The sequence below is a fragment of the Endozoicomonas sp. genome (assembly GCF_031844845.1).
Lineage (GTDB): Bacteria > Pseudomonadota > Gammaproteobacteria > Pseudomonadales > Endozoicomonadaceae > Endozoicomonas.
In genome coordinates, this window is sequence record NZ_JAVRMB020000161.1 from 1 (window position 1) to 19,924 (window position 19,924).

General features: G+C 44.3%; 12 protein-coding genes. 9 read left to right on the forward strand and 3 right to left on the reverse strand.

What is annotated here, in order from left to right:
* Positions 1-84: 84 nt before the first annotated feature.
* From RM811_RS08170 to RM811_RS08180, 3 genes are all read left to right on the forward strand, one after another.
* Positions 85-675, forward strand: a complete 591-nt coding sequence (locus RM811_RS08170) for an ISAs1 family transposase (RefSeq protein ID WP_402522774.1) — start codon at positions 85-87, stop codon at positions 673-675.
* Positions 672-1,274 carry an ISAs1 family transposase gene (locus RM811_RS08175; protein ID WP_402522776.1) on the forward strand — a complete coding sequence of 201 codons (603 nt, stop codon included), beginning with the start codon at positions 672-674 and terminating at the stop codon, positions 1,272-1,274. The genes RM811_RS08170 and RM811_RS08175 overlap by 4 nt, the downstream gene beginning before the upstream one ends.
* A 361-nt stretch (positions 1,275-1,635) precedes the next feature.
* Entirely contained in the window at positions 1,636-4,401 is a 2,766-nt protein-coding gene (locus tag RM811_RS08180) for a hypothetical protein (RefSeq protein ID WP_402522778.1), read from the forward strand.
* Between the two features lie 126 nt (positions 4,402-4,527).
* Here RM811_RS08180 and RM811_RS08185 read toward each other — a convergent pair whose 3' ends face one another.
* Positions 4,528-5,466 (reverse strand): lysophospholipase, encoded by a 939-nt coding sequence (locus tag RM811_RS08185; RefSeq protein WP_402522780.1) that lies wholly within the window; start codon positions 5,464-5,466, stop codon positions 4,528-4,530.
* A 362-nt stretch (positions 5,467-5,828) separates the two neighbouring features.
* Between RM811_RS08185 and RM811_RS08190 the strand changes: the two genes are divergently transcribed.
* Together RM811_RS08190 and hrpA are read left to right on the forward strand one after the other, a co-directional pair.
* A complete protein-coding gene (locus tag RM811_RS08190; RefSeq protein ID WP_402522782.1) occupies positions 5,829-7,508 on the forward strand; it encodes an AMP-binding protein in 1,680 nt (559 codons plus the stop codon).
* 98 nt (positions 7,509-7,606) lie between these two features.
* Positions 7,607-11,506 carry an ATP-dependent RNA helicase HrpA gene (hrpA, locus tag RM811_RS08195; protein ID WP_402522784.1) on the forward strand — a complete coding sequence of 1,300 codons (3,900 nt, stop codon included), beginning with the start codon at positions 7,607-7,609 and terminating at the stop codon, positions 11,504-11,506.
* Here the strand turns inward: hrpA and RM811_RS08200 are convergent.
* Together RM811_RS08200 and RM811_RS08205 are read right to left on the reverse strand one after the other, a co-directional pair.
* Positions 11,503-12,765, reverse strand: a complete 1,263-nt coding sequence (locus tag RM811_RS08200) for a hypothetical protein (RefSeq protein WP_402522786.1) — start codon at positions 12,763-12,765, stop codon at positions 11,503-11,505. The genes hrpA and RM811_RS08200 overlap by 4 nt on opposite strands.
* Before the next feature lie 231 nt (positions 12,766-12,996).
* Entirely contained in the window at positions 12,997-14,298 is a 1,302-nt protein-coding gene (locus RM811_RS08205) for an ankyrin repeat domain-containing protein (protein WP_402522788.1), read from the reverse strand.
* Positions 14,299-15,060: 762 nt separating this feature from the next.
* Here RM811_RS08205 and RM811_RS08210 point away from each other — a divergent pair.
* From RM811_RS08210 to RM811_RS08225, 4 genes are all read left to right on the forward strand, one after another.
* Entirely contained in the window at positions 15,061-16,524 is a 1,464-nt protein-coding gene (locus RM811_RS08210) for a sigma-54 dependent transcriptional regulator (protein ID WP_402522790.1), read from the forward strand.
* Positions 16,525-17,373: 849 nt separating this feature from the next.
* Positions 17,374-18,231 carry a P-loop NTPase gene (locus RM811_RS08215; protein WP_402522793.1) on the forward strand — a complete coding sequence of 286 codons (858 nt, stop codon included), beginning with the start codon at positions 17,374-17,376 and terminating at the stop codon, positions 18,229-18,231.
* 89 nt (positions 18,232-18,320) lie between these two features.
* On the forward strand, positions 18,321-19,001 hold the full coding sequence (locus RM811_RS08220; protein WP_402522795.1) for an RNA polymerase sigma factor FliA: 681 nt from the start codon (positions 18,321-18,323) through the stop codon (positions 18,999-19,001).
* A gap of 258 nt (positions 19,002-19,259) precedes the next feature.
* The gene (locus tag RM811_RS08225) at positions 19,260-19,718 is read left to right on the forward strand and encodes a rhodanese-like domain-containing protein (RefSeq protein ID WP_402522798.1); all 459 of its coding nucleotides are present in this window, start codon (positions 19,260-19,262) and stop codon (positions 19,716-19,718) included.
* Positions 19,719-19,924: the final 206 nt, after the last annotated feature.

Here is a 19,924-nt window from a genome sequence, read left to right on the forward strand (position 1 = left end):
TCCTTCTCCTCCTCCTCCAGGGCGATAGCATGAGATGTACATATGTACTATTAACATACCTGCGGTGTCACTCAAGGTATGATAATGGCCAACTACACACCAATGATCATCAGGATTCAATCGCTGACTGAGCCACGTAGCGATATTCACGTTACGTACCCACTTTCAGAAGTATTGTTTATCGTTTATGTCAGTGTTTTGAGTGGTTACACTACATGGAAAGGCATGGCACGGTTCGCTAAATACAACCGAAACTGGTTTCGTCTGTTTTTTCCTTACAAATTTGGCTTTCCCACCAGTCACACTATAAGAACAGTATGTTCACTGATTGACCCAGAATCTTTTACTCAGCTATTTGTCGATTGGGTGAGCGACACAGTATCAGAGATAAATGCCCGTAAAATGGGGCCTCACCCAGAAAAAAACGACAATGTAATAGCTATTGACGGCAAGGCTTTGCGTGGCTCTCGCCCGGCTAAAGGAAAGAAGCTGGTTCATATGGTCTGTGCTTACAGCTCGGAGCTAAAGCTTATATTAGGCTTTACCCCCGTAGATAAGAAATCTAACGAGATCACTGCTATTCCAGAAGTCCTCAATATGCTTGTTATAGAAGGAGCTTTGATTACCAGTGACGCTATGGGCTGTCAGAAAAAAAATCTGCCAAAAGATCATTGATAAAAAAGCTGATTACCTGTTGTGCGCCAAGCAAGGACAACCAGCGAACGCTGTGCAGTAATATCGAGGCAGTTTTTACACAGTATATTGAAGAACATTCAGATGATCCGGAACCTGCTGATGACGTCCCCGCCTTTGCAGAATCTACTGAGATAAATCGGGGGCGTTACGAACACCGGCGCTGCTGGGTTTTTAACAACATTGATGATATAGACCCAAAGCATGAATGGCCTGGACTTAAGCAGTTTTCGGTTATCCAGAGAGACAGATTGATCGGCAAAAAACAAACAACTGAGGTGCACTGTTATATAGAGAGTCGGGAGATGACAGCATCCAGTGTGCTGGCAGCAGTGCGCAATCATTGGAGTATAGAGAATGGACAACATCTGTCGCTTGATGTCAGCTTTAAAGAAGACGCCTCCAAAATCCATGAACGAACCGCGGCAAAGAACGTTGCGACAGTAAGGCGATGGTGTTTCAATGCTCACAAACTGAGCAGCTACTTTGAGAAGGAGAGCATGGCTGGCCGTATCGAGCTTGCCGGATTAGATCAGGACTATCGAACCAAGCTTGTGCTTGAGCAGTTTTACCCTGACTGATTAACTTGCTTAAATCCAGACTGCAGAAGCAGTGCAGAATACAAGCTTTTTATGAGGCCAGTGGCTTATTATGTCAATTTCTAATGTTTTGACTTTTTTTAGTAATCCTGCCTGAATTTAAGGGTGTTGAATGTCTGAGAGTGTGCTACCAGCAATATTGAGGATTATGAGCAAACAAATAATCTAAACTATCGTACATCTTATGCTACCGCCCTGCCTCCTCCCAACGGTTCAGCCTGAGTATTTACCGGTTTTTTTTGACGGGGAAAAATCAGGCTAACCCCTTGAACACACAGGATTGGAACTTTTCCCTGAATGAATAGTCAAATGTAGATTAAAACAAATACTCAACTATTTTATTATGATAAAAACCATTAAAGAACCCATTTCAGATACTGTCGCGGGGATATATCAATCGTCAAATTTTTCTGCCATTGCCAGAACGTTAAATCCTGCGCGAAAAGTGTATCCGGTTGATGTCTGTAAACGCTATTCTCAATGTCTGTTTGCCTCACCAGTCACCGCTTTTTATGCGGGCTTGCATTCCAGTCGATCGGTACGGTCATTAGCTTTTAAAGGAAATAAACCCTTAATGCTGTCCGATGCGGTTCCATCATTAAGTCAAAATGCCCTGGTGCCGACTGCGTATCCTGATATTCAATTCTGGTGTGCTCAGGCAAGCCATCTGGCGACTGTTTTTTTTTCGGATTCGTTCAAAGGGGTTGCTGAGGATTGGTTGTGTCAGGCTTTTTTCACTCATTATATAAGGAAGCCCCAGTTATCTTTATTAACAAATGAAAAGGATTCTGATGAGTGTGTCGAGAAGAAAGGGAAAACTTATGTGATTCCTGAATTTGTTGTGATGTATGAATCAACAGAAGTTTATGAGAAAATGAATTCCGATGACCTTCTCGAAAGAGTTATCAATATTCCCGAGAATGAATTAAAAATATTAGATATATCAGATGAGTTGAAATGGAAGAATCTGAAGGGTAAGCCTGTAGAACACTGTATGGAAAAAAACAAAGCGTTGAGCGAAGACTATCGTAGCCAGGATATTTGGGATATGGCTGTTACATTCCTGGCTAAAAAGCAAAAAAAAATGGCGAAGCTTTTTTTTCAGCGAGTTATAAAGCAAGATGAACAATTTGCCATAAAGAAAATGAGGATTTTGCTGGCGCTTTACAGAATTTCCTCTTATTTTGAATTGTATAGCGAAAAAAAAATTAACAAGCGTGATTTTTGCGATCTGTTGAAGTTGTCATCAGAAAAAGGATTGGCTGAGAAGTATTATGAAATAGGGAGCGTATTAAGTTGTTTATATTCAGGAGTTATTCCCGGGCTTTCAGATTTTGGGAATATCAGGATGGCAGTCAATACACTTGAGGGTATGTTTAATTATCTAAGAAAAAATGAAAGACTTGATCCGGTTTACTTTTTTTCCATTGGTGATGTTGTACGGTTTGGCTATTTTGATGTGCGCGTGATAGGGGTGTTTGTTGACAAGGTTGTAAATCTAAATCCGCTAGGCACGATGTTGGCATTTATATATCGTTTTACTTCTGAATATGTCTATCTAAACAGGGCTTGTCCGATAACGGTCAAGGACTATCTTGAGCGTCATGTCAAAAATATCATAGGTAAATATAGTTGGACGATATTTTGTATTCTGGATGTGATTGACGATTGCTTATCTGCAGCAACGGGATACGATAAACAAAAAACAGGGGAGGTTGAGAGAAAAATTCAAAATAGCATATTGAAAAAAAATCCGGTCTGGTTGAACGGTTTATTACATTCGTTCGATGGACTGATCAAAGAGGTGTCAATTAACAAAAAAAAGAAACCGGTGTCAAGGGTTGAGTATGGAAAAATGGCTAATTGCTACAAGAAATCAGCGGAGTGTGGATTTCAGGAACATTGGGCTTTAGCAGCAAACTATTTTACTAAAGCAGGTTTATTTGAGAACGCAGCAGATGCTTGCAGAAATATGGCAAGACATTGGGAAAGTTATGTTGCTGGAGTTGCCGAGATATGGAAGGAAAAAGCCGACATGTATCAACGGTTGGCAAAATTAAAATCAATAGAAAATAAATCTACTGAATTAATGCTGGATATCCCGGAGAGCTCTGTCTTCATTTGTCAGGAAGTTACCGGTAATGATGATATTGACTTCTCAAACGCAGGTAAAAATAAAATAACGGATAGAGGTAAAAAACAAAGAGGTGGTAGTAAGAAAAAACGTTCTTCGGGGGCGACTGCTTCCAGAAAGGTGATCACGGCAGGAAAAATATCGACATTGACGATTAAAGTGGCTCGTCATGAACTGTTGGGCGCAAAAATCCAAGAAAATGCCCGTCAACCGGTATTGTCATCCCTTTCTGTAGATGACAATTATTTTAAAAATCGTCTAGATATAAAGAAGCCTGTTTGTAAATTCGTATATCAGCATAGCAGGAGTATTCCGGATATTAGTCAGCATGAAGAAGGCTGGACGACTGTTGGATACAAAAAGAAAATGGATTCGTACGATAGTATTTTTCAGGAAAATCGTAGTCGATGGGTAATTAGAATACTGAAAAGTATCCATCAGGCCAGACGGGCATGTAACCTTGAAAAAGAACTGGCTATTTACAGTAATTTTTTTTCAGTTGCTGAGCGATCCCAGGTTATCGGGGTTGAGCGGATTTATGAGGAATTAGCCTGGACACTGCTTCACTCTATGGATGATTTATTTAGTTCGGTTATGTCGAAATATAGTATGAAGAGTCAGGATGATATGGCTGAGGTTGGAATGGTTTCTCATTATGCAGAAAATCTTATATTGAAGGCACTTTCAAGACTGCTTCATCTTGACACAATAAATGCAAAAATTTTGCCGTCAGAAGTATATAAGAGAGCGCTCGGCATCCTGGCGAAGAGCTATTACAGTGGTAAGGAAAAACAGGCATACCTGAAACACAGGTTTCGTTGTATGTTTAGCAGCATGGGGCACATATACAGCGTACGTGCCATGATATCACCATCATATTCTGAAAAGCTTGCAGAGAAAGCCAGGATTTATTACAGCTACAAGTCCATTGATCCTGATTATCAAAGGGCTCTGTACACGACCAAAAAAGAGTGAGCGAACCCTGTATCTTTTCCCGGAGCATATGGAAATGCTGAATAGCCAGATTGATAATCTACTTCATCGATTTTTTACCAAAGTGGGGGGCAAAAAAGACGGCATTTTTCCTCTATGCTGCCAACCTCAGAGATGATTTTCCAGCCACTGTATCAGTTCCCCATGGATTTCCTGACGATTCACTTCATGAAATAACTCATGGCGGGCACCAGAATAGAGTTTCAGGAGGGTGTTTTCATGGCCGGAGGCGGTAAATGCTTTCTCCAGACGTTTGAGCCCATTGGGCGCGCTCACCGGGTCTTTATCACCGCCAATGATCATAATCGGAAGCTGCTGATGGATTTTTGCCAGTGTGTCGAGTGAGCAGATTTCCTGCAGACCCTGAAACAAATCGGCCCAAAGCTGATTGGTACAGGCAAATCCACAAAGGGGGTCGGTCGCATATTTTTGGACGGACTCAGGATCACGGCTTAACCAGTCAAAGTCGGTGATATTGGGTTTGAACTTTCGATTGTAGTCAGCAAACGTCATCTGATGAATAACAGGGCTATTACCAGACGTTCCCTGTCGCCATATCTCGAGTCTGGCAATGGCTTTGCCCAGGGTTAATAAAGGTTTGGGTACATAATTTGAACCGGAAAGAATGATGCCGTTGATGTCGGGGCTGTACCTGCTCAGGTAGCTCTGAAGAATATAGCTGCCCATGCTATGGCCAAGGAGAAAACAGGGGATTCCCGGATGTTCGGAAATAATAGAGTCAACGACATGCTTTAGATCATGGATAACGTTGTCCCAGTCATTCCGGTCTCCAAAATGACCCTGATTTGATATGCCATCCGCTTTTGTAATGGTTGCTCCATGGCCGCGGTGATCATGGGCATAGACAATAAAGCCCTGCGAGGTTAACAGGTTAGCCAGTTCCTGATAGCGACCACTGTGCTCTGCCATACCGTGGCTGATGTGTACGATGGCTTTTGCACCCGTTACAGGCTGCCATTGGTATACTGGAATGCGGTGCTTGTCTGTGCTGTTCTCCAGAAAAAATACAGGTTGTGGATATGACATAGGGCTGTCCTTAAAAATCATCCTGAAAAGAATGTTGTGAAGGTATTTTCCGCAGGTTATCTATCAGGAACAGAGGAAAACTGATAGTCTCGAAAAATTTTCAATGTGATAAAAAAACAGCAATCTTTCTTCTGTTTACCATGAAATCGCAGAGGCTATCTCTGGCTTGACTTCATCGGTTCAGATCAGTGCGGTACTGCCGTTATTCGGACGTCGCCGCTTAAGACTTTTTGCTGTTATTGCTTGGTAAAATCTTCTTTTTTACAAGACGGTCTACAAGACAGTTAGCAACACAGGTTGAAGAGTTTGCGAGCCAGTTTTTATTCTATACAGCTTCATCATGGATGCGGGAGGCTTATCCCATGACCACCGGTTTCTGGAAAGACAAGTACCCGGAAGGCATTCCTGCAACGATTGATGTTGGGCAGTATCGCTCGATTATTGATGTGCTGGAATACAGTACCCGCAAGTTTGCCGGCAAGCCAGCGTTCAGTAATATGGGGCATGAGCTGAGTTATGCCCGGTTGTATGAACTCAGTGGTCACTTCTGCAGTTATTTGCAGCATCATACGGACTTACGACCGGGTGATCGTATTGCCATCATGTTGCCCAATGTGATGCAGTTTCCGGTCGCGGTTTTTGGTGCGCTTCGGGCCGGTTTGATTATTGTCAATACCAACCCGCTCTACACCGAACGTGAAATGGAGCATCAGTTCAGGGATTCTGGAGCCAAGGCGTTGGTTGTGCTGGCCAACATGGCCCACATGGCTGAAAAGGCGATTCCCAAGACGGCCATTAAACAGGTTGTAGTAACGCAGGTTGGCGATATGTTGCCACCGCTCAAGCGCACGCTGGTGAACCTGGTGGTCAGGCACGTTAAGAAAATGGTGCCGCCATATTCTTTACCTTCGGCGGTGTCGTTTACTACGGCCTTAAGGTGTGGTGCCCTGCATCATTGTGCCGATGTTCGCCGGGAAAACGATGATGTGGCTATCCTGCAATATACCGGCGGTACGACGGGTATTGCCAAGGGAGCAATGCTGACTCACCGGAATATTCTCAGCAATATGTTCCAGGTCAAGGCGCTGGTGGGCGGTAACCTTCGGGAAGGTGAAGAGCTGATTATCGCACCACTGCCGCTTTATCATATCTTTGCTTTTACCGTTCACTGCATGGTCGCCGTATTGCTGGGTGAGCATAATATGCTGATCACCAATCCCCGGGATATGAAGTCCTTTATTAAGGATCTTACCGGCAAGCCCTTCAGTATGTTTATTGGTTTGAACACGCTGTTTGTGGGATTGATGAATCAGGAAGCATTTCGTCAACTGGACTTCTCTCATCTGAAAAACACCATTTCAGGTGGGATGGCCCTTCAGCTGGATACGGCTGAGCGCTGGGAAAACCTGACCGGGTGTCGTATTTGTGAAGGCTATGGTATGACGGAAACCTCCCCGGTGGTGACCATTAATCCGCTGGGAAAAATCAAGCTGGGAACCATTGGCCTGCCAGTGCCTTCCTGTGAGCTGAAAGTGGTGGACAATGATGATCAGGATCTGCCGATTGGTGAGGTGGGTGAACTCTGTGTAAAAGGCCCTCAGGTGATGAAGGGTTACTGGCAGAGTGAACAGGCTACTGAAGAAGCCATGCTGGATGGCTGGTTGAGAACCGGTGATATTGCCCGTATTGATGAAGAGGGTTATGTCACTATTGTTGATCGTAAAAAGGATATGATCTGCATTTCCGGGTTTAATGTATATCCCAATGAGCTGGAAGACGTTCTTTCTGCCCACCCGGATGTAACACAGTGTGCGGTTATTGGTGTGCCGGATAAACGCGCTGGTGAGGCGATCAAAGTTTTTGTGGTGTCCAGCAATCCGGAACTGACCAGTGAAGAAGTGATTCTCTTTTTCCGAAAAAATTTGACGGGCTATAAGGTGCCGAAGCAGGTTGAGTTCAGAGATAAACTGCCCGTGACCAATGTTGGCAAGATTCTTCGTCGTCATTTGCGTGATGAAGAGCTGGCCAGTCGTCAGAGTTGATGAACTTCTGAAATAGGCGGCCATTCTGGCCGCTTCCTCCAATGGTTTAAAGTAATACTCGCTCTACCCAACGAGAGTATCTAACGGGAGTATCCGGCTTGAGTGACGGCTTTTCTGATACACAGCTGCGTCAGTCCATCAACCAATGCATGATCCGTGACCGGTATCGTCTGCGTGGTCAATTGCGCCGGCTTAAACGCGGTGATAATGCAGGTCTGGATCGTCTTCAGAAGACGATTGAAGCTTCTCTGGCGCTGGTTGAGCAAAGACGCTCGGCTCTGCCTGAGGTTCGATATGATCTGGAGCTGCCAGTTGTTGATCGAAAGGATGATATTGCCCGGGCTATCCGGGAGCATCAGGTGGTGGTTATCGCGGGGGAGACTGGCTCGGGTAAAACAACCCAGTTGCCAAAGATCTGTCTGGAAGCCGGACGAGGTATCTTCGGTTCTATCGCCCATACTCAACCCCGCCGTCTGGCTGCGCGCTCTGTGGCCAATCGAATTGCTGAAGAGTTGCGGGGAACGCTTGGAGAGCAGGTAGGTTATCAGGTTCGTTTCACGGACCACTCCAAAGCAACGACCCTGATAAAACTGATGACTGACGGTATTCTGCTGGCAGAGATTCAGAATGACCGCTTTCTTAATCGCTATGACACACTGATCATTGATGAAGCCCATGAGCGCAGTCTGAATATTGATTTTCTCATGGGGTACATCAAACTGATTCTGCCAAAACGGCCGGATCTGAAAGTGATTATCACGTCGGCCACTATCGATGTTGAGCGGTTCTCAAAACACTTTGACAATGCACCGGTGATTGAGGTTTCCGGTAGAGCCTATCCGGTCGAGACGCTATACCGCCCTCTTGAAGATCTTGAGCTGGAAGGTCGGGATGCTGATCAGCGGCTACAACAGGGCGTTCTGGCCGCATTGGAAGAAATAGACGCTATTGAGCGTACAGGGAAAGGCAAGCGGCTGGGTGATGTGCTGGTGTTTCTCAGTGGTGAGCGTGAAATTCGGGAAACCCACCAGTTCCTGAGAGATGCAAAGCTGCCACATACCGAGATATTACCACTCTATGCCCGGCTTTCAGCGGCAGAACAGAACCGAATTTTCCATGAACACTCAGGTCGTCGTGTAATACTGTCGACCAACGTTGCAGAAACCTCTCTGACGGTTCCGGGTATACGCTATGTTATTGATCCGGGTACGGCTCGAATCAGCCGGTACAGTGTTCGCTCGAAAGTTCAACGACTACCGGTAGAAGCGGTATCCCAGGCATCGGCAAATCAGCGAAAGGGGCGTTGTGGCCGTGTTGCTGAAGGTGTCTGTATTCGCCTCTATTCTGAAGAAGACTTTCTTTCCCGTCCTGAGTATACCGATCCTGAAATCATCAGAACCAATCTTGCGGCGGTTATTCTGAAGATGCTGCGGATGGGATTAGGGGATATTGCCGCTTTCCCATTTGTTGATCCGCCGGATAGCAAAGCGATTAACGATGGTTTCAAGCTGCTTCAGGAATTGGAGGCGGTTGGTAACGATCGCCTGATGACGCCTGCAGGCAGGCAGCTTGGGCAACTGCCAGTAGATCCCCGTCTGGGTCGTATGCTGATTGAAGCCCATAAGAATAATGCCTTGCATGAGGCGTTGATCATTGTCAGTGCCCTGGCGGTTCAGGATCCCAGGGAGCGCCCACAGGATAAGCAGCAGGCCGCAGATCAGCGGCATCGTGAATTCTTTCATGATGACTCTGATTTTCAGACCTACGTAAATCTTTGGGAGGCCTATGAAGAGCAGCGGCAGGCACTGTCGCAGAATCAGCTCCGCAAATACTGTAATAAGCAGTTTCTGTCTTTTATGCGAATGCGGGAGTGGCGGGATCTTCACCGACAACTGACGTTGGCCTGTAAAGACCTTCAATTCAGAGTTAATGACAGCCCGGCCAGTTATGGCGATGTTCATAAGTCTCTCTTGTCTGGCCTCTTATCACAGCTGGGTAGTAAAGATGATGAAGCGGATTATATGGGCGCAAGAAATCGCCGATTCTATCTGTTTCCTGCATCGACTCTCTTCAAGCGCAAGCCACAATGGGTAATCACCGCTGAGCTGGTTGAAACATCCAGATTGTTTGGCCGAACCAATGCAAAAATTGAGCCCCAATGGATTGAACCCCTGGCTTCTCATCTGGTTAAGCGAAATTATTTTGAACCTCACTGGGAAAAGAAGCGGGCCCAGGTGGTGGCGTTTGAGCAGGTGACCTTGTATGGACTGATTATTATTGGACGTCGCCGGATTAACTATGGGCTTATTGATCCGGTGGTTGCCAGAGAGATTTTTATCCGTGAAGCACTGGTAGAAGGGCATTTTGACTCAAAGGGCGCATTTCAGAAGCACAATCTGGCATTGATTGAAGAAGTGGATGAACTGGAAGCGAAATCACGTCGTCGGGATATTCTGGTGGACAGTGAGACGCTTTATCACTTCTACGATGAGCTGATTCCGGCAGATATCTGTAATGGCGCCGGTTTTGAGAAGTGGCGAAAAGAGGTTGAGCGACAGCAGCCTGATTTGCTTCATCTGACTAAAGAATATCTGATGAAGCATGATGCCGAACATGTGACGGTGAACCGGTATCCTGACCGACTTCGCTGGGAGGGGCTTGAGCTTCCCCTGAGCTATCACTTTGCGCCGGGTGAAGTGGATGATGGTGTAACCCTGACGGTGCCGGTAGAAGCGTTGCGTTTGCTACCTAAAAATCGTCTGGAATGGCTGGTGCCGGGCATGCTGTTTGATAAATGTGTGGCGCTGGTTCGATCCATGCCAAAACCCGTGCGAAAGAACTTTGTACCCGTACCCGATTTTGTCAATGGAGCCCTTGATTCGCTCTCTGCCTGTGATGAGTCCTTAACGGAAATACTTGGGCGACAGTTAACCCGTATGTCGGGGGTACGTATTCTGGAAGAGCACTGGAATCCTGAAGGTCTTGACGCCCATCTGTTGATGAATATCCGCGTGGTTAATGAAGATGGTGAACTGCTTGGACAAGGGCGGGATTTCAATCAGTTGCGCAAACAGTTTGCAGACCAGGCTCAGGACACTATACGGAAGCTGGCAAAAAGCCATCTTGAGCAGGAAGGCCTGCTGGACTGGACTTGTGGTGAACTCCCTTATGAGATAACCCGTAAGGCGGGTGGTTTAGTGCTTAAGTCTTACCCTGCCCTGGTTGATCAGCGGGATTCTGTCGCGGTTCAGCTGTTTGAAAGTCGGGCTATGGCTGACCTGGAAAACCGAAAAGGGCTTACGCGTCTTCTTAGAATCAGACAGTCGATCCAGCTTAAGTTTGCCTTGAGTAAAATGGTAAAGCTTAAAGAAACCAAGTTGCTGGCAACAAACCTGATTAATCAGAATCAGCTGGAGGATGATCTGCAAAACCTGATTATCAGCGGCGTATATCTGACTGAAAGCCAGGATCTACCAAGAAATCGAGAGTCATTTGTCGCTTTGCTTGAGAGTCATAAAGGTGACATTGTCCCTTTTGCAGAAAAGCTTGATCCTATTGTTAATGAGGTCTTTCGTATAGCCCAGGGGATTAGTCGTCAGCTGAAAGGGAAGATCAGCTTCGACCAGGCATTAGCTCTGGCTGATATCAAACAGCATTTGCAAAGGCTGTTACGTCCCGGCTTTATGGCCGATGCAGACATGAAGTGGATGAGCCACTATCCGCGCTACTTTAAAGGGATTGAGGTCAGGCTGGAAAAGTTACCAGCCCAGGTAAACAAGGATAGAGTCTGGACGGAAGAGCTGGCAGTACTTCAGCAAAAATATGAAAAACGGCTTGAGGCCCATACTCAGCACAAGATTGTTGATCCGAACCTTCAGCTGTTTTACTGGATGATTGAAGAGTACCGGGTTTCGCTTTTTGCCCAGCAACTGGGGACGCGTTTTCCGGTATCCGATAAACGCCTGCGGAAATTATGGGATGAAATAGAAAATATCTAAGGTAAAACTACATTGGAATTGACAGTGTAAGTGGCAGAGTCATCTGGTGCCGGGTTTAATCGGACAGAGCCGGACGGAGAACAAATGTCACATAATCTATTTCCCCATGCCACGCAGGCGGGTTGTGCTTTGGAAAAATACCAGGACAATAGCTCTGTTGTTAACAGTCCGACTCCGCTACCCACCAAAAAGATGCCAGTAGTTATTGTATGGGCATTATTGCCATTATCAGGCAATTCGGTGGGTAATGGCGAGACAGAAGTACCAGTATCAGCAGTAGCAGAGGAAGGGGCCTGCCCGGACTTATCAGGAGTGAGAGAATAAATGCCGTAACCAGTCAGGGCCGTTCCAATTGCGACTCTGCTGATACCGGCCTTACTTCTGTTACAGAAAGAGAGGGCTTGTTTTGATAAACTCTGACTGGACTCGGGCTCAATCCCGGCGGTAACTAATTGATTGGTTGGCATAATTCCATCTTCACAAGTGGCTATTCTGCTTTCATTGGGCTGTTGAGCAGAATTGGCTGCAATCTCGTTAAGCTCTGCAATGAAATTTGCCAAATGTTGATGTAGCTCATGATTAGAATTGAGTTGTTTCAGCGTATCAAGAGTAGATTGTAGGTGAGCAAGCGAATGAGTATGTTTTTGCTGTTGCAACTGATTAATAGTTTCCTGAGGCTGATTCTCCTGCCTGGCCTGATTTAGAAGTGTATCAAGCTCACAACCAATATGCAGCATGCCTGCATGGAGTTCAAAAGCGCTATTGAGTATCTGTGCTCTCTCTGTTGTTTCCGGCGACTCATGGGGCGACTCCAACTTCTGATGATTACCTGCACTAGTAAGCATGGCTTGCAGATTTGCTTGTAGAGTGGCCGTTTGAGCAATTATATTTCCCAAATTGTGTCTGTCAATTGCAGCGGGATCATGTATTCTGCCATCGTGACGGGAGTGGGCGTCTCCAGGTATAAACGTTGTTGATGTTCGTTTTGTGTTAGTTTCTGTGGTAATGAACGTTCCACCCGATGGGCTGGTCTTCAGGCTCTCCATGCAGTTCCCAATTTGGCCATCAGCTTTTTTAACGGTGGCAACAGCTCGGCAGCCAAATTTTCTTTGATCTTGACTGGTTGGGCTTACATTGAGTGGACTGTTATCTGTTGATTTTTTCTCGGCTGGACTTTTCTGTTTACAGTTAAGTTCTGCATCTGTTTCATCTTGCTCTTGTATAATTTCGAGTTGCTTTGTAATTCTATCGAGATACATGACAGTGCTTTTCCATTTGGCTGGTATCGACAAAAAATACAGAGTAATCCGGAAGGCCGGATTACCTTTTAATAGTTTGTTTTGTATTTCCAATAATAAATATTAATTGCTATATTTTGTGAATCTTATATAACGAGTAGCTGAGTATTGGTAGGTTCTTAGGAATTCTTGGTTGCCGGGACTTTAATTACAGCCTCGATTAAGATCGTTATGGTGTTTTTCATCGACTGATCACTTCTTGTTAGATTGCCAATCCTCTGCTGTTTTACCTTTGCTGTCCTTTAGTGATGGGTTAGCACCGAGATTAATCAATGCATCATAAGCTGCTTTGGCATCATTCATTGCTGCAAGATGTAAAGGAGTTAACTTAAAGGATGCGGTCTGCGAATTGATATCAAAACCTTCTTTAACCAGCTGGGAAATTTGATTCTCGTCATTATTTATTGCTGCATCATGAAGTTTAAGTGGTTTATTTTCTCCCTCGTAGCAAGGGGTTAAAAGGTTAACCATGTCTATTCGTTCCTGTTGATTCGCCAATTCCACAGGGGATAATTTATCTCCGTCCTCATTGTGATAAACCTTGTTTAAATCAGCCTGCCGGTCTACCTTTTCGGAGTTTAGTAATGCCTTCAGGCAGCCAGATTGCATCATTTTTATTGCATACATGATTGCTCCAACTTCTTGCTGGCTTTCTGTAGTTGTAATGCTGCTGATTTTATTTGTATCGGCAAAGCCAAGTAAATAATCTAATGAAAAAGGCTTGCCGGAATCAATAGTCCACTTTGTAAGCATTTTTAGATTCTTGTGTTTTTGGTCACTATTCAGCGACTTAAAGTAATCCGAGCATTTTATTTTGTTATCTGCTGATAACCATTGGCTGACACTTTTATAATTGGGTTTGGGGCTTATGTCTCCGCATGGTATAGCTGTTATTTGCTGATGAATGAGCAGGGGGTTTTTCCCGTTCCAGTCTTTTATATCTAAATGACATATTGAGCAGCTAATCCAATCACCCTTTCCACGATAATGAAAATTTGATGCCAAACTGACTGCGCTATGAGCCTTGCTGGACGATTGACTATTCCATTCAGGATTATTGAACGAGTTAAGTCGGTTTGTGTAGTTTTCATAATTCATCGCTTTTATATTTGTTGTATGTGGAGTACCGGCATTGTAATAGCTTAAATTACCTGCTCGTTTATGTTCTGTAAATTGAGCGCTATTAGTGTTGCCAGTGCTCGGTTTTGTGGAGTTTACATTGTTAACAATTTTTTCGTTGCACTTAATTAAAGTGATGCATTTTGAAGCATGGTTGAACTCTGGTTCAGTACATTTTAACCAGATTCCTGATTCTTTTTGCAGGCAGGCTTCGGTGGTTACAATATATTTACAGTTATTACAGGATAGAGTAATGGTCATGCCTTGGCTGTGGCCTTTGGCAGACTCAAAACTATAGTCCCCCTCTGTAACCTGCTTTGGCAGTTGAAGCTTCGGTCCATAATATTGTTGAAGCTGAGTGTTTAAATCGGGCATGTCGTCACTCCGTCATTCTTGTAGTTGATCTGATTATTGATATTTGATTTGAGAGTTGTATGTTGCTCTCAGTATTGATGTTAAGAAAGTTTTCATGGGTAGGAAGGGCCTCATGGCTATTTATGGATCAATGGTGCTGAGTTAAGAAGCCATCCACGAAAAAACATTCCCAAGAGCAAAACGACTATAAAAATCGCGGAATTTATCATCTCGCAAGGAAATTATGTGCAAGTCTAGTCCAGAATACAGAGAGTTCATTGATAATTATCTCAAGCCGTATTCACAGACACAGGATGACAATTTCTCGGAAAGACCGACCAAAAATAATATCGAGAATTTCCAGTGAGAACGTTTCTGGATTGGGTAACCTGATTGAGGAGGGCGTGCCATTTCTATGTGGTGCTGCCAGCAGTTTTTGAGAACTTTGTGAATTATGTATCTGGCCAGCTGGGTAACTGCGCAGATGTTCAAGGACTAAGAATTGCAGAGATGATAAAGGTACTGCTACGGTTGGCTGGGTTCAGTACGTCTTTTAATGGTTTTAATGGAAATAAGTATTTTGAAGCAACTGAGTTGCGGATCAAGTTGTTTGCGTCTTTATAGACTAAATAATTTTCTTTTATGTTTTTTTGAAATAAAAAACAAACAAAAATTTGACGGATCCGTTTTTTGTCTATTTACTGAAATAATAAGAGGTAGTTTAATTCCAAATATTTGTATCTTTGCTGTATTAATTAATCGGATGACAAGGATCGTCGTCTTATGGAAACAGCTGAGCAGGTACTCATCATTGAAGACGCAGAACAGCGTCGACATGACCTTAGTACTATTTTGCAGTTCATGGGCTATCGTACAGTGGCTATTGGGGCCGTCTATTGGGAAGACTCCGTCAGTACCTTTCCTCCTGAAACCTTCAGTGCTTTATTTCTCGGTGATTTTCTTCAGGCAGAAAGTTCTCTGCAGGGAATGCTTGCCAGAATCCAGAGCTGGTGTGGTGGTGTGCCGGTAATCAGAATGTCGGAGGCATTGCCGGGGAATTTACCCACAGCACTGGCAAGACAAATTATTGCCCGGGTGGACTGGCCCTGCAGCAAGCCACAGCTTTTATCAAGCATGCATTATGGACAGGTCTATCGTGAGCAGTGGCGCCAGGCTCATCAGACAGGCTATAACCAGCAAGTTCAATTGTTTCGTGGGCTGGTTGGTAAAAGTGACCGGATCCGGAAAGTTCGGGCAGCCATGGCTCAGGTGGCAGACCGGGATGTCAATGTTTTGATTACTGGAGATTCGGGGACTGGTAAAGAGGTTGTTGCCCGTAATCTCCATGAGCACTCTTATCGTAGAAGTGCTCCTTTTGTGCCGGTCAACTGTGGTGCTATTCCGAATGACTTGTTGGAGAGTGAGTTGTTTGGCCATGAAAAGGGCGCTTTTACTGGTGCGGTAGCCAGTCGGAAAGGCCGGTTTGAGCTGGCCCATGGTGGTACGCTATTTCTTGATGAAATAGGGGACATGCCTCTGCACATGCAGGTGAAATTGCTCAGGGTTCTTCAGGAAAGAACGTTTGAGCGGGTTGGTGGGACAGAGCAGGTTGAAGTGGATGTCAGAATTATTGCCGCAACCCATAAAAATCTTGAAAATATGATCGCTGAGGGAAGCTTCAGGGAAGATCTTTATTATCGGTTGAACGTTTTTCCTATTGAAATGCCCTCTCTCAAGGAGCGCCCTGAAGATATTCCCCTGATGATTAATGAGTTGATCCACAATATGGAAAAGCAGGGCCGGGGTTCTATTCGTCTGAGTTCTGCCGCTATTTTATCACTCTGCCGGCATGACTGGCCTGGTAATGTGCGGGAAATGGCTAATTTGCTGGAGCGGCTGGCCATCATGTTTCCCTATGGTGTTATTGGGATACAGGACTTGCCTGACAATTTTTGTCACCTGGATTTGATCAATCAGGAAGATGATGGCGTTGCTGATTTATTTCCGGACAGTATTCAGCCGGCAGGAAATGTAACGTCGGAAGATCTTGCTGTTTTACCCGTTGGGGGATTAAATCTTAAGGAATATTTAACACGTCTTGAGAAGAGTTTGATCCAGCAGGCATTGAGCGATTGTAATAGTGTTGTTGCCAGGGCTGCAGACAAACTTCAGATTCGACGAACAACGCTGGTTGAGAAAATGCGGAAATATGGACTTCAGAGATATGAGGAGTCGGTAAAAAGCTGATGTGAAATGTTTTCAGGATGCAGAAAGGCTACAAGTCTCTTGTGGCCTTTTTTTTATATTTAATATCAATCACACTTTCTAAGTCCTCTGTTGCGCTGGTTATCTGAACGGTAATCCTTCGGTGATATTTCTGGCCATAGCTATGTATTGTCACTTCCCATTGTCTTTCTGTTCAGTGAAACATGGAATAGTCCCTGAATAACTGCCACATTTCTGAGGCTCCAAACTCCGTTCGTCCTGAGCCTGTCGAGGGGCCTAAACTCCGGGCCATGATAGATCGTGTCAGGCACTCTTCGACTCCGCTCAGGGTGAACGGAGACTGAGTTCAAAATGGGGAAGTTATTTCAGGACAGTTCCATGCTTATAACGAGGCTGGAAAATTTGATGGGTATGAAAGTGTCTCTGTGGATAGAATTTTAAATTTTTCCTTTAATGTGGTTGTTTGGTGTCTGATTAATATGATTATCGATCTGGATTGTAATTTTCCTTCATGGTTTTTACCTGTCAGTGATGGCTTGTAGAGCGCCAGTTTCGTGTCACTATAAAGTGACACTGTCAAATAAATACCTTTTTTTAAAGTTCAAAAAAATATTCAAGCTTTTTCTCAAGTTACCGAAAAATAATCTATGTCAAAAAAATAACGGATTGAAAATAAAATTTTAATAAAAAACATAGAAAAAACAGTTGGTTGTGGAAAACTTGTGTATTTGTTGTGTTTTTGTTGTTGATATCTTTTTATTAATTGTTGTTTTTATCCTTTAAATAAAAGTTGGCACGTTCATTGATGCATATAACTTGTCGTTTTTTTATATGAACTTCTTGAGCGCTGGAAAAATTAAAGAGCGAACGATGGCCAAAGCAAAGAAAAGAGTGATTGCGGTTTCAGGATGTAAAGGCGGTGTTGGTAAAACCGTGGTTTCAGTGAATCTTGCTCTGACTCTGGCAAAGCTGGGTCAACGTGTCGTTTTGATGGATGGTAATCTATCGGTACCCGATGTTGAGTTCACCTTAGGGTTGAATAAAGAGGGCAGTAGAGAGCCTTTGTCGTCAGATTTGATGTTTCCGGAGTGCGGACAAGAAGCCCTTAACCATGAAAGGCTGAGTAGTCAGCAGAAAGTCCTTCTGGATGGACCCTCAGGTGTCAGGGTATATACCCCAGATGCCGAAGGAGAGTGGCAGGACAATGTTCAGATTATTAAAGCAGTTGAGTTGATTCAGGGCATGGACGATCTTGCATCAGATCTGGATACGTTGATTATTGACACTGCTCCGGGGTTATCTCCGGATAATGTCACGCTCATTCAGGCGGCAACCGAAGTTATCATCGTTATCAATCAGGAGGATGTATCTATGATTGATGCCGTTCGACAGATTCAACTTCTGCACCGGGTTTTTAATCTGCATCAGTTCTATGTGGTTGTTAACCTGGTGAGCAGTCGGCGCGGCGGTGCAAAACAGTTTGAAAAACTGCAGCAATATTTAAAAGACGACAACCAGATAGTATTAAGCTATCTGGGAGCAATTCCATATGACAAAGCTGTAAGTGAATCAATGTTAAAGCAATCGGCACTTCTGTCTGTAAATAATGATTGTCGAGCCGCTCGAGCATTTCACAGGATTGGACATCAGTTATCTAAAATACCGGTGCCTGAACCAAAAGGTCGTATTGAATTCTTTTTGCCTGATAGGATCAAGGAGAGGATCTAGTCATGACAGAGACAGCACAGGATGTGCAAACCAAGACAGTGCAAACAAAGACAGAGCCAACCAAGGCAGAGCCAACCAAGAAACTAACCATGGAAGAGATGGTTCTTAAACATCGTTCATTGGTAAAAAGGATTGCGAATCATCTTGCCGCAAGAATGCCCGCCAGTGTTCAGGTTGATGACCTTGTGCAGTCGGGCATGATTGGATTGCTGGAAGCTGCAGCAAAGTACGATGCCACCAAAGGCGCCAGTTTTGAGACCTTTTCTGGTATTCGGATTCGAGGTGCAATGCTGGATGAGATCCGAAAAGGCGACTGGGGACCAAGATCAGTTTATCGAAATAGCCGCCGTATCACTGAAGCTGTTCAGGTTGTTGAGGCAAAGTTGGGAAGAGATGCCCGTGATTATGAAGTGGCAAAAGAGCTTGATGTAAAAATTGGTGAATACTATACCATTCTCAGTGATCTCAAAGGTTGTCGTCTTTTCAGCTATGAAGAGTTATTTGATAGTGAAGAGTCAAGAATGCAGGCTCGCTCTGGAGATAGAGGTCCATCTGCAGATATTCAGGAAGAAAAATTCAAAACTGCATTAATAGAAGCGATTGATAAACTGCCTGAAAGAGAAAAGCTTGTATTGATGCTTTATTATGATGAAGAAATGAATTTGAAAGAAATCGGTAAAGTATTAGGTGTTAGTGAATCCCGGGTAAGTCAAATTCATTCACAAGCTGCATTGCGTTTAAGGTCACGGCTGCAAAACTGGCTGAGTTAAGGTCTCAGTCAGTCTGTTTTAAATGAAGTGTGGCAGCTTTTTATAGACGTTTGTCGGCTTTTGTTGATGATGACGAAGTTGCTTTTCTTTCTTTTTGCTTTGACAACGTTCAGTTGAATTGTTTTGTTTTAGAAATATATGTCGGTTATATACTTCATTGCTTTGAATATTAAATTTTTAGTTTCGTATTGTTCCAAGCGGACAGGTCTTAGCTCCATATACTTCTTTATTAGAGTTTTTAATAACGGACCTGCATATATGAAATGGATTTCTATATCAGCTGCTATCTTGTTGTCGGCTTTTTCCTCCATTATTTCCGCCCAGGAAGAGGCACCAGAACAAATAAATGGTGTCATCACAATCAATACCCATCAGGCGAAACGGCTTCATGATATTGGCGCACTTTTTATTGATGTACGCCCATATCAGCAGTGGCAGTTTGGGCATGTTGATGGCTCTCACAGTCTTGATCTCAGGGGCGGGTTTCGTCAGCTGATGGTGCCGGGAGTGCTGGAGAAAGAAACACCCATAGTGATTTATGGTAACAGTACTTACCATATGCGTGGTGCTATCGGCAGTTATCTGGCCGCGTTGTGGGGGTATGAACGGGTGTTTTTTCTGCGTGATGGTTACTTCTCCTGGCTGGCACTGGATTACCCGGTGACATTGAAGTCAGACACACTGGATGAATCTTATGCTAAGAGCGAGATGGATTGATAAGGTGTTTTTTCAATCCTGCTCCACAGCCTTGTCAACGTTTGATTTTTTTACCCTTCGTTAAATCTATACCCATTACTGTATAAGTTGCTTCACTTCCAGGCCGGGAGTGAAGGGCCTTTCTTACATTTCTAACAAACTTCAGATTTATCACTAAATGGTATTTAGCACCGCAGATGCCAAAGATTCCTGATACAATCGCGAGC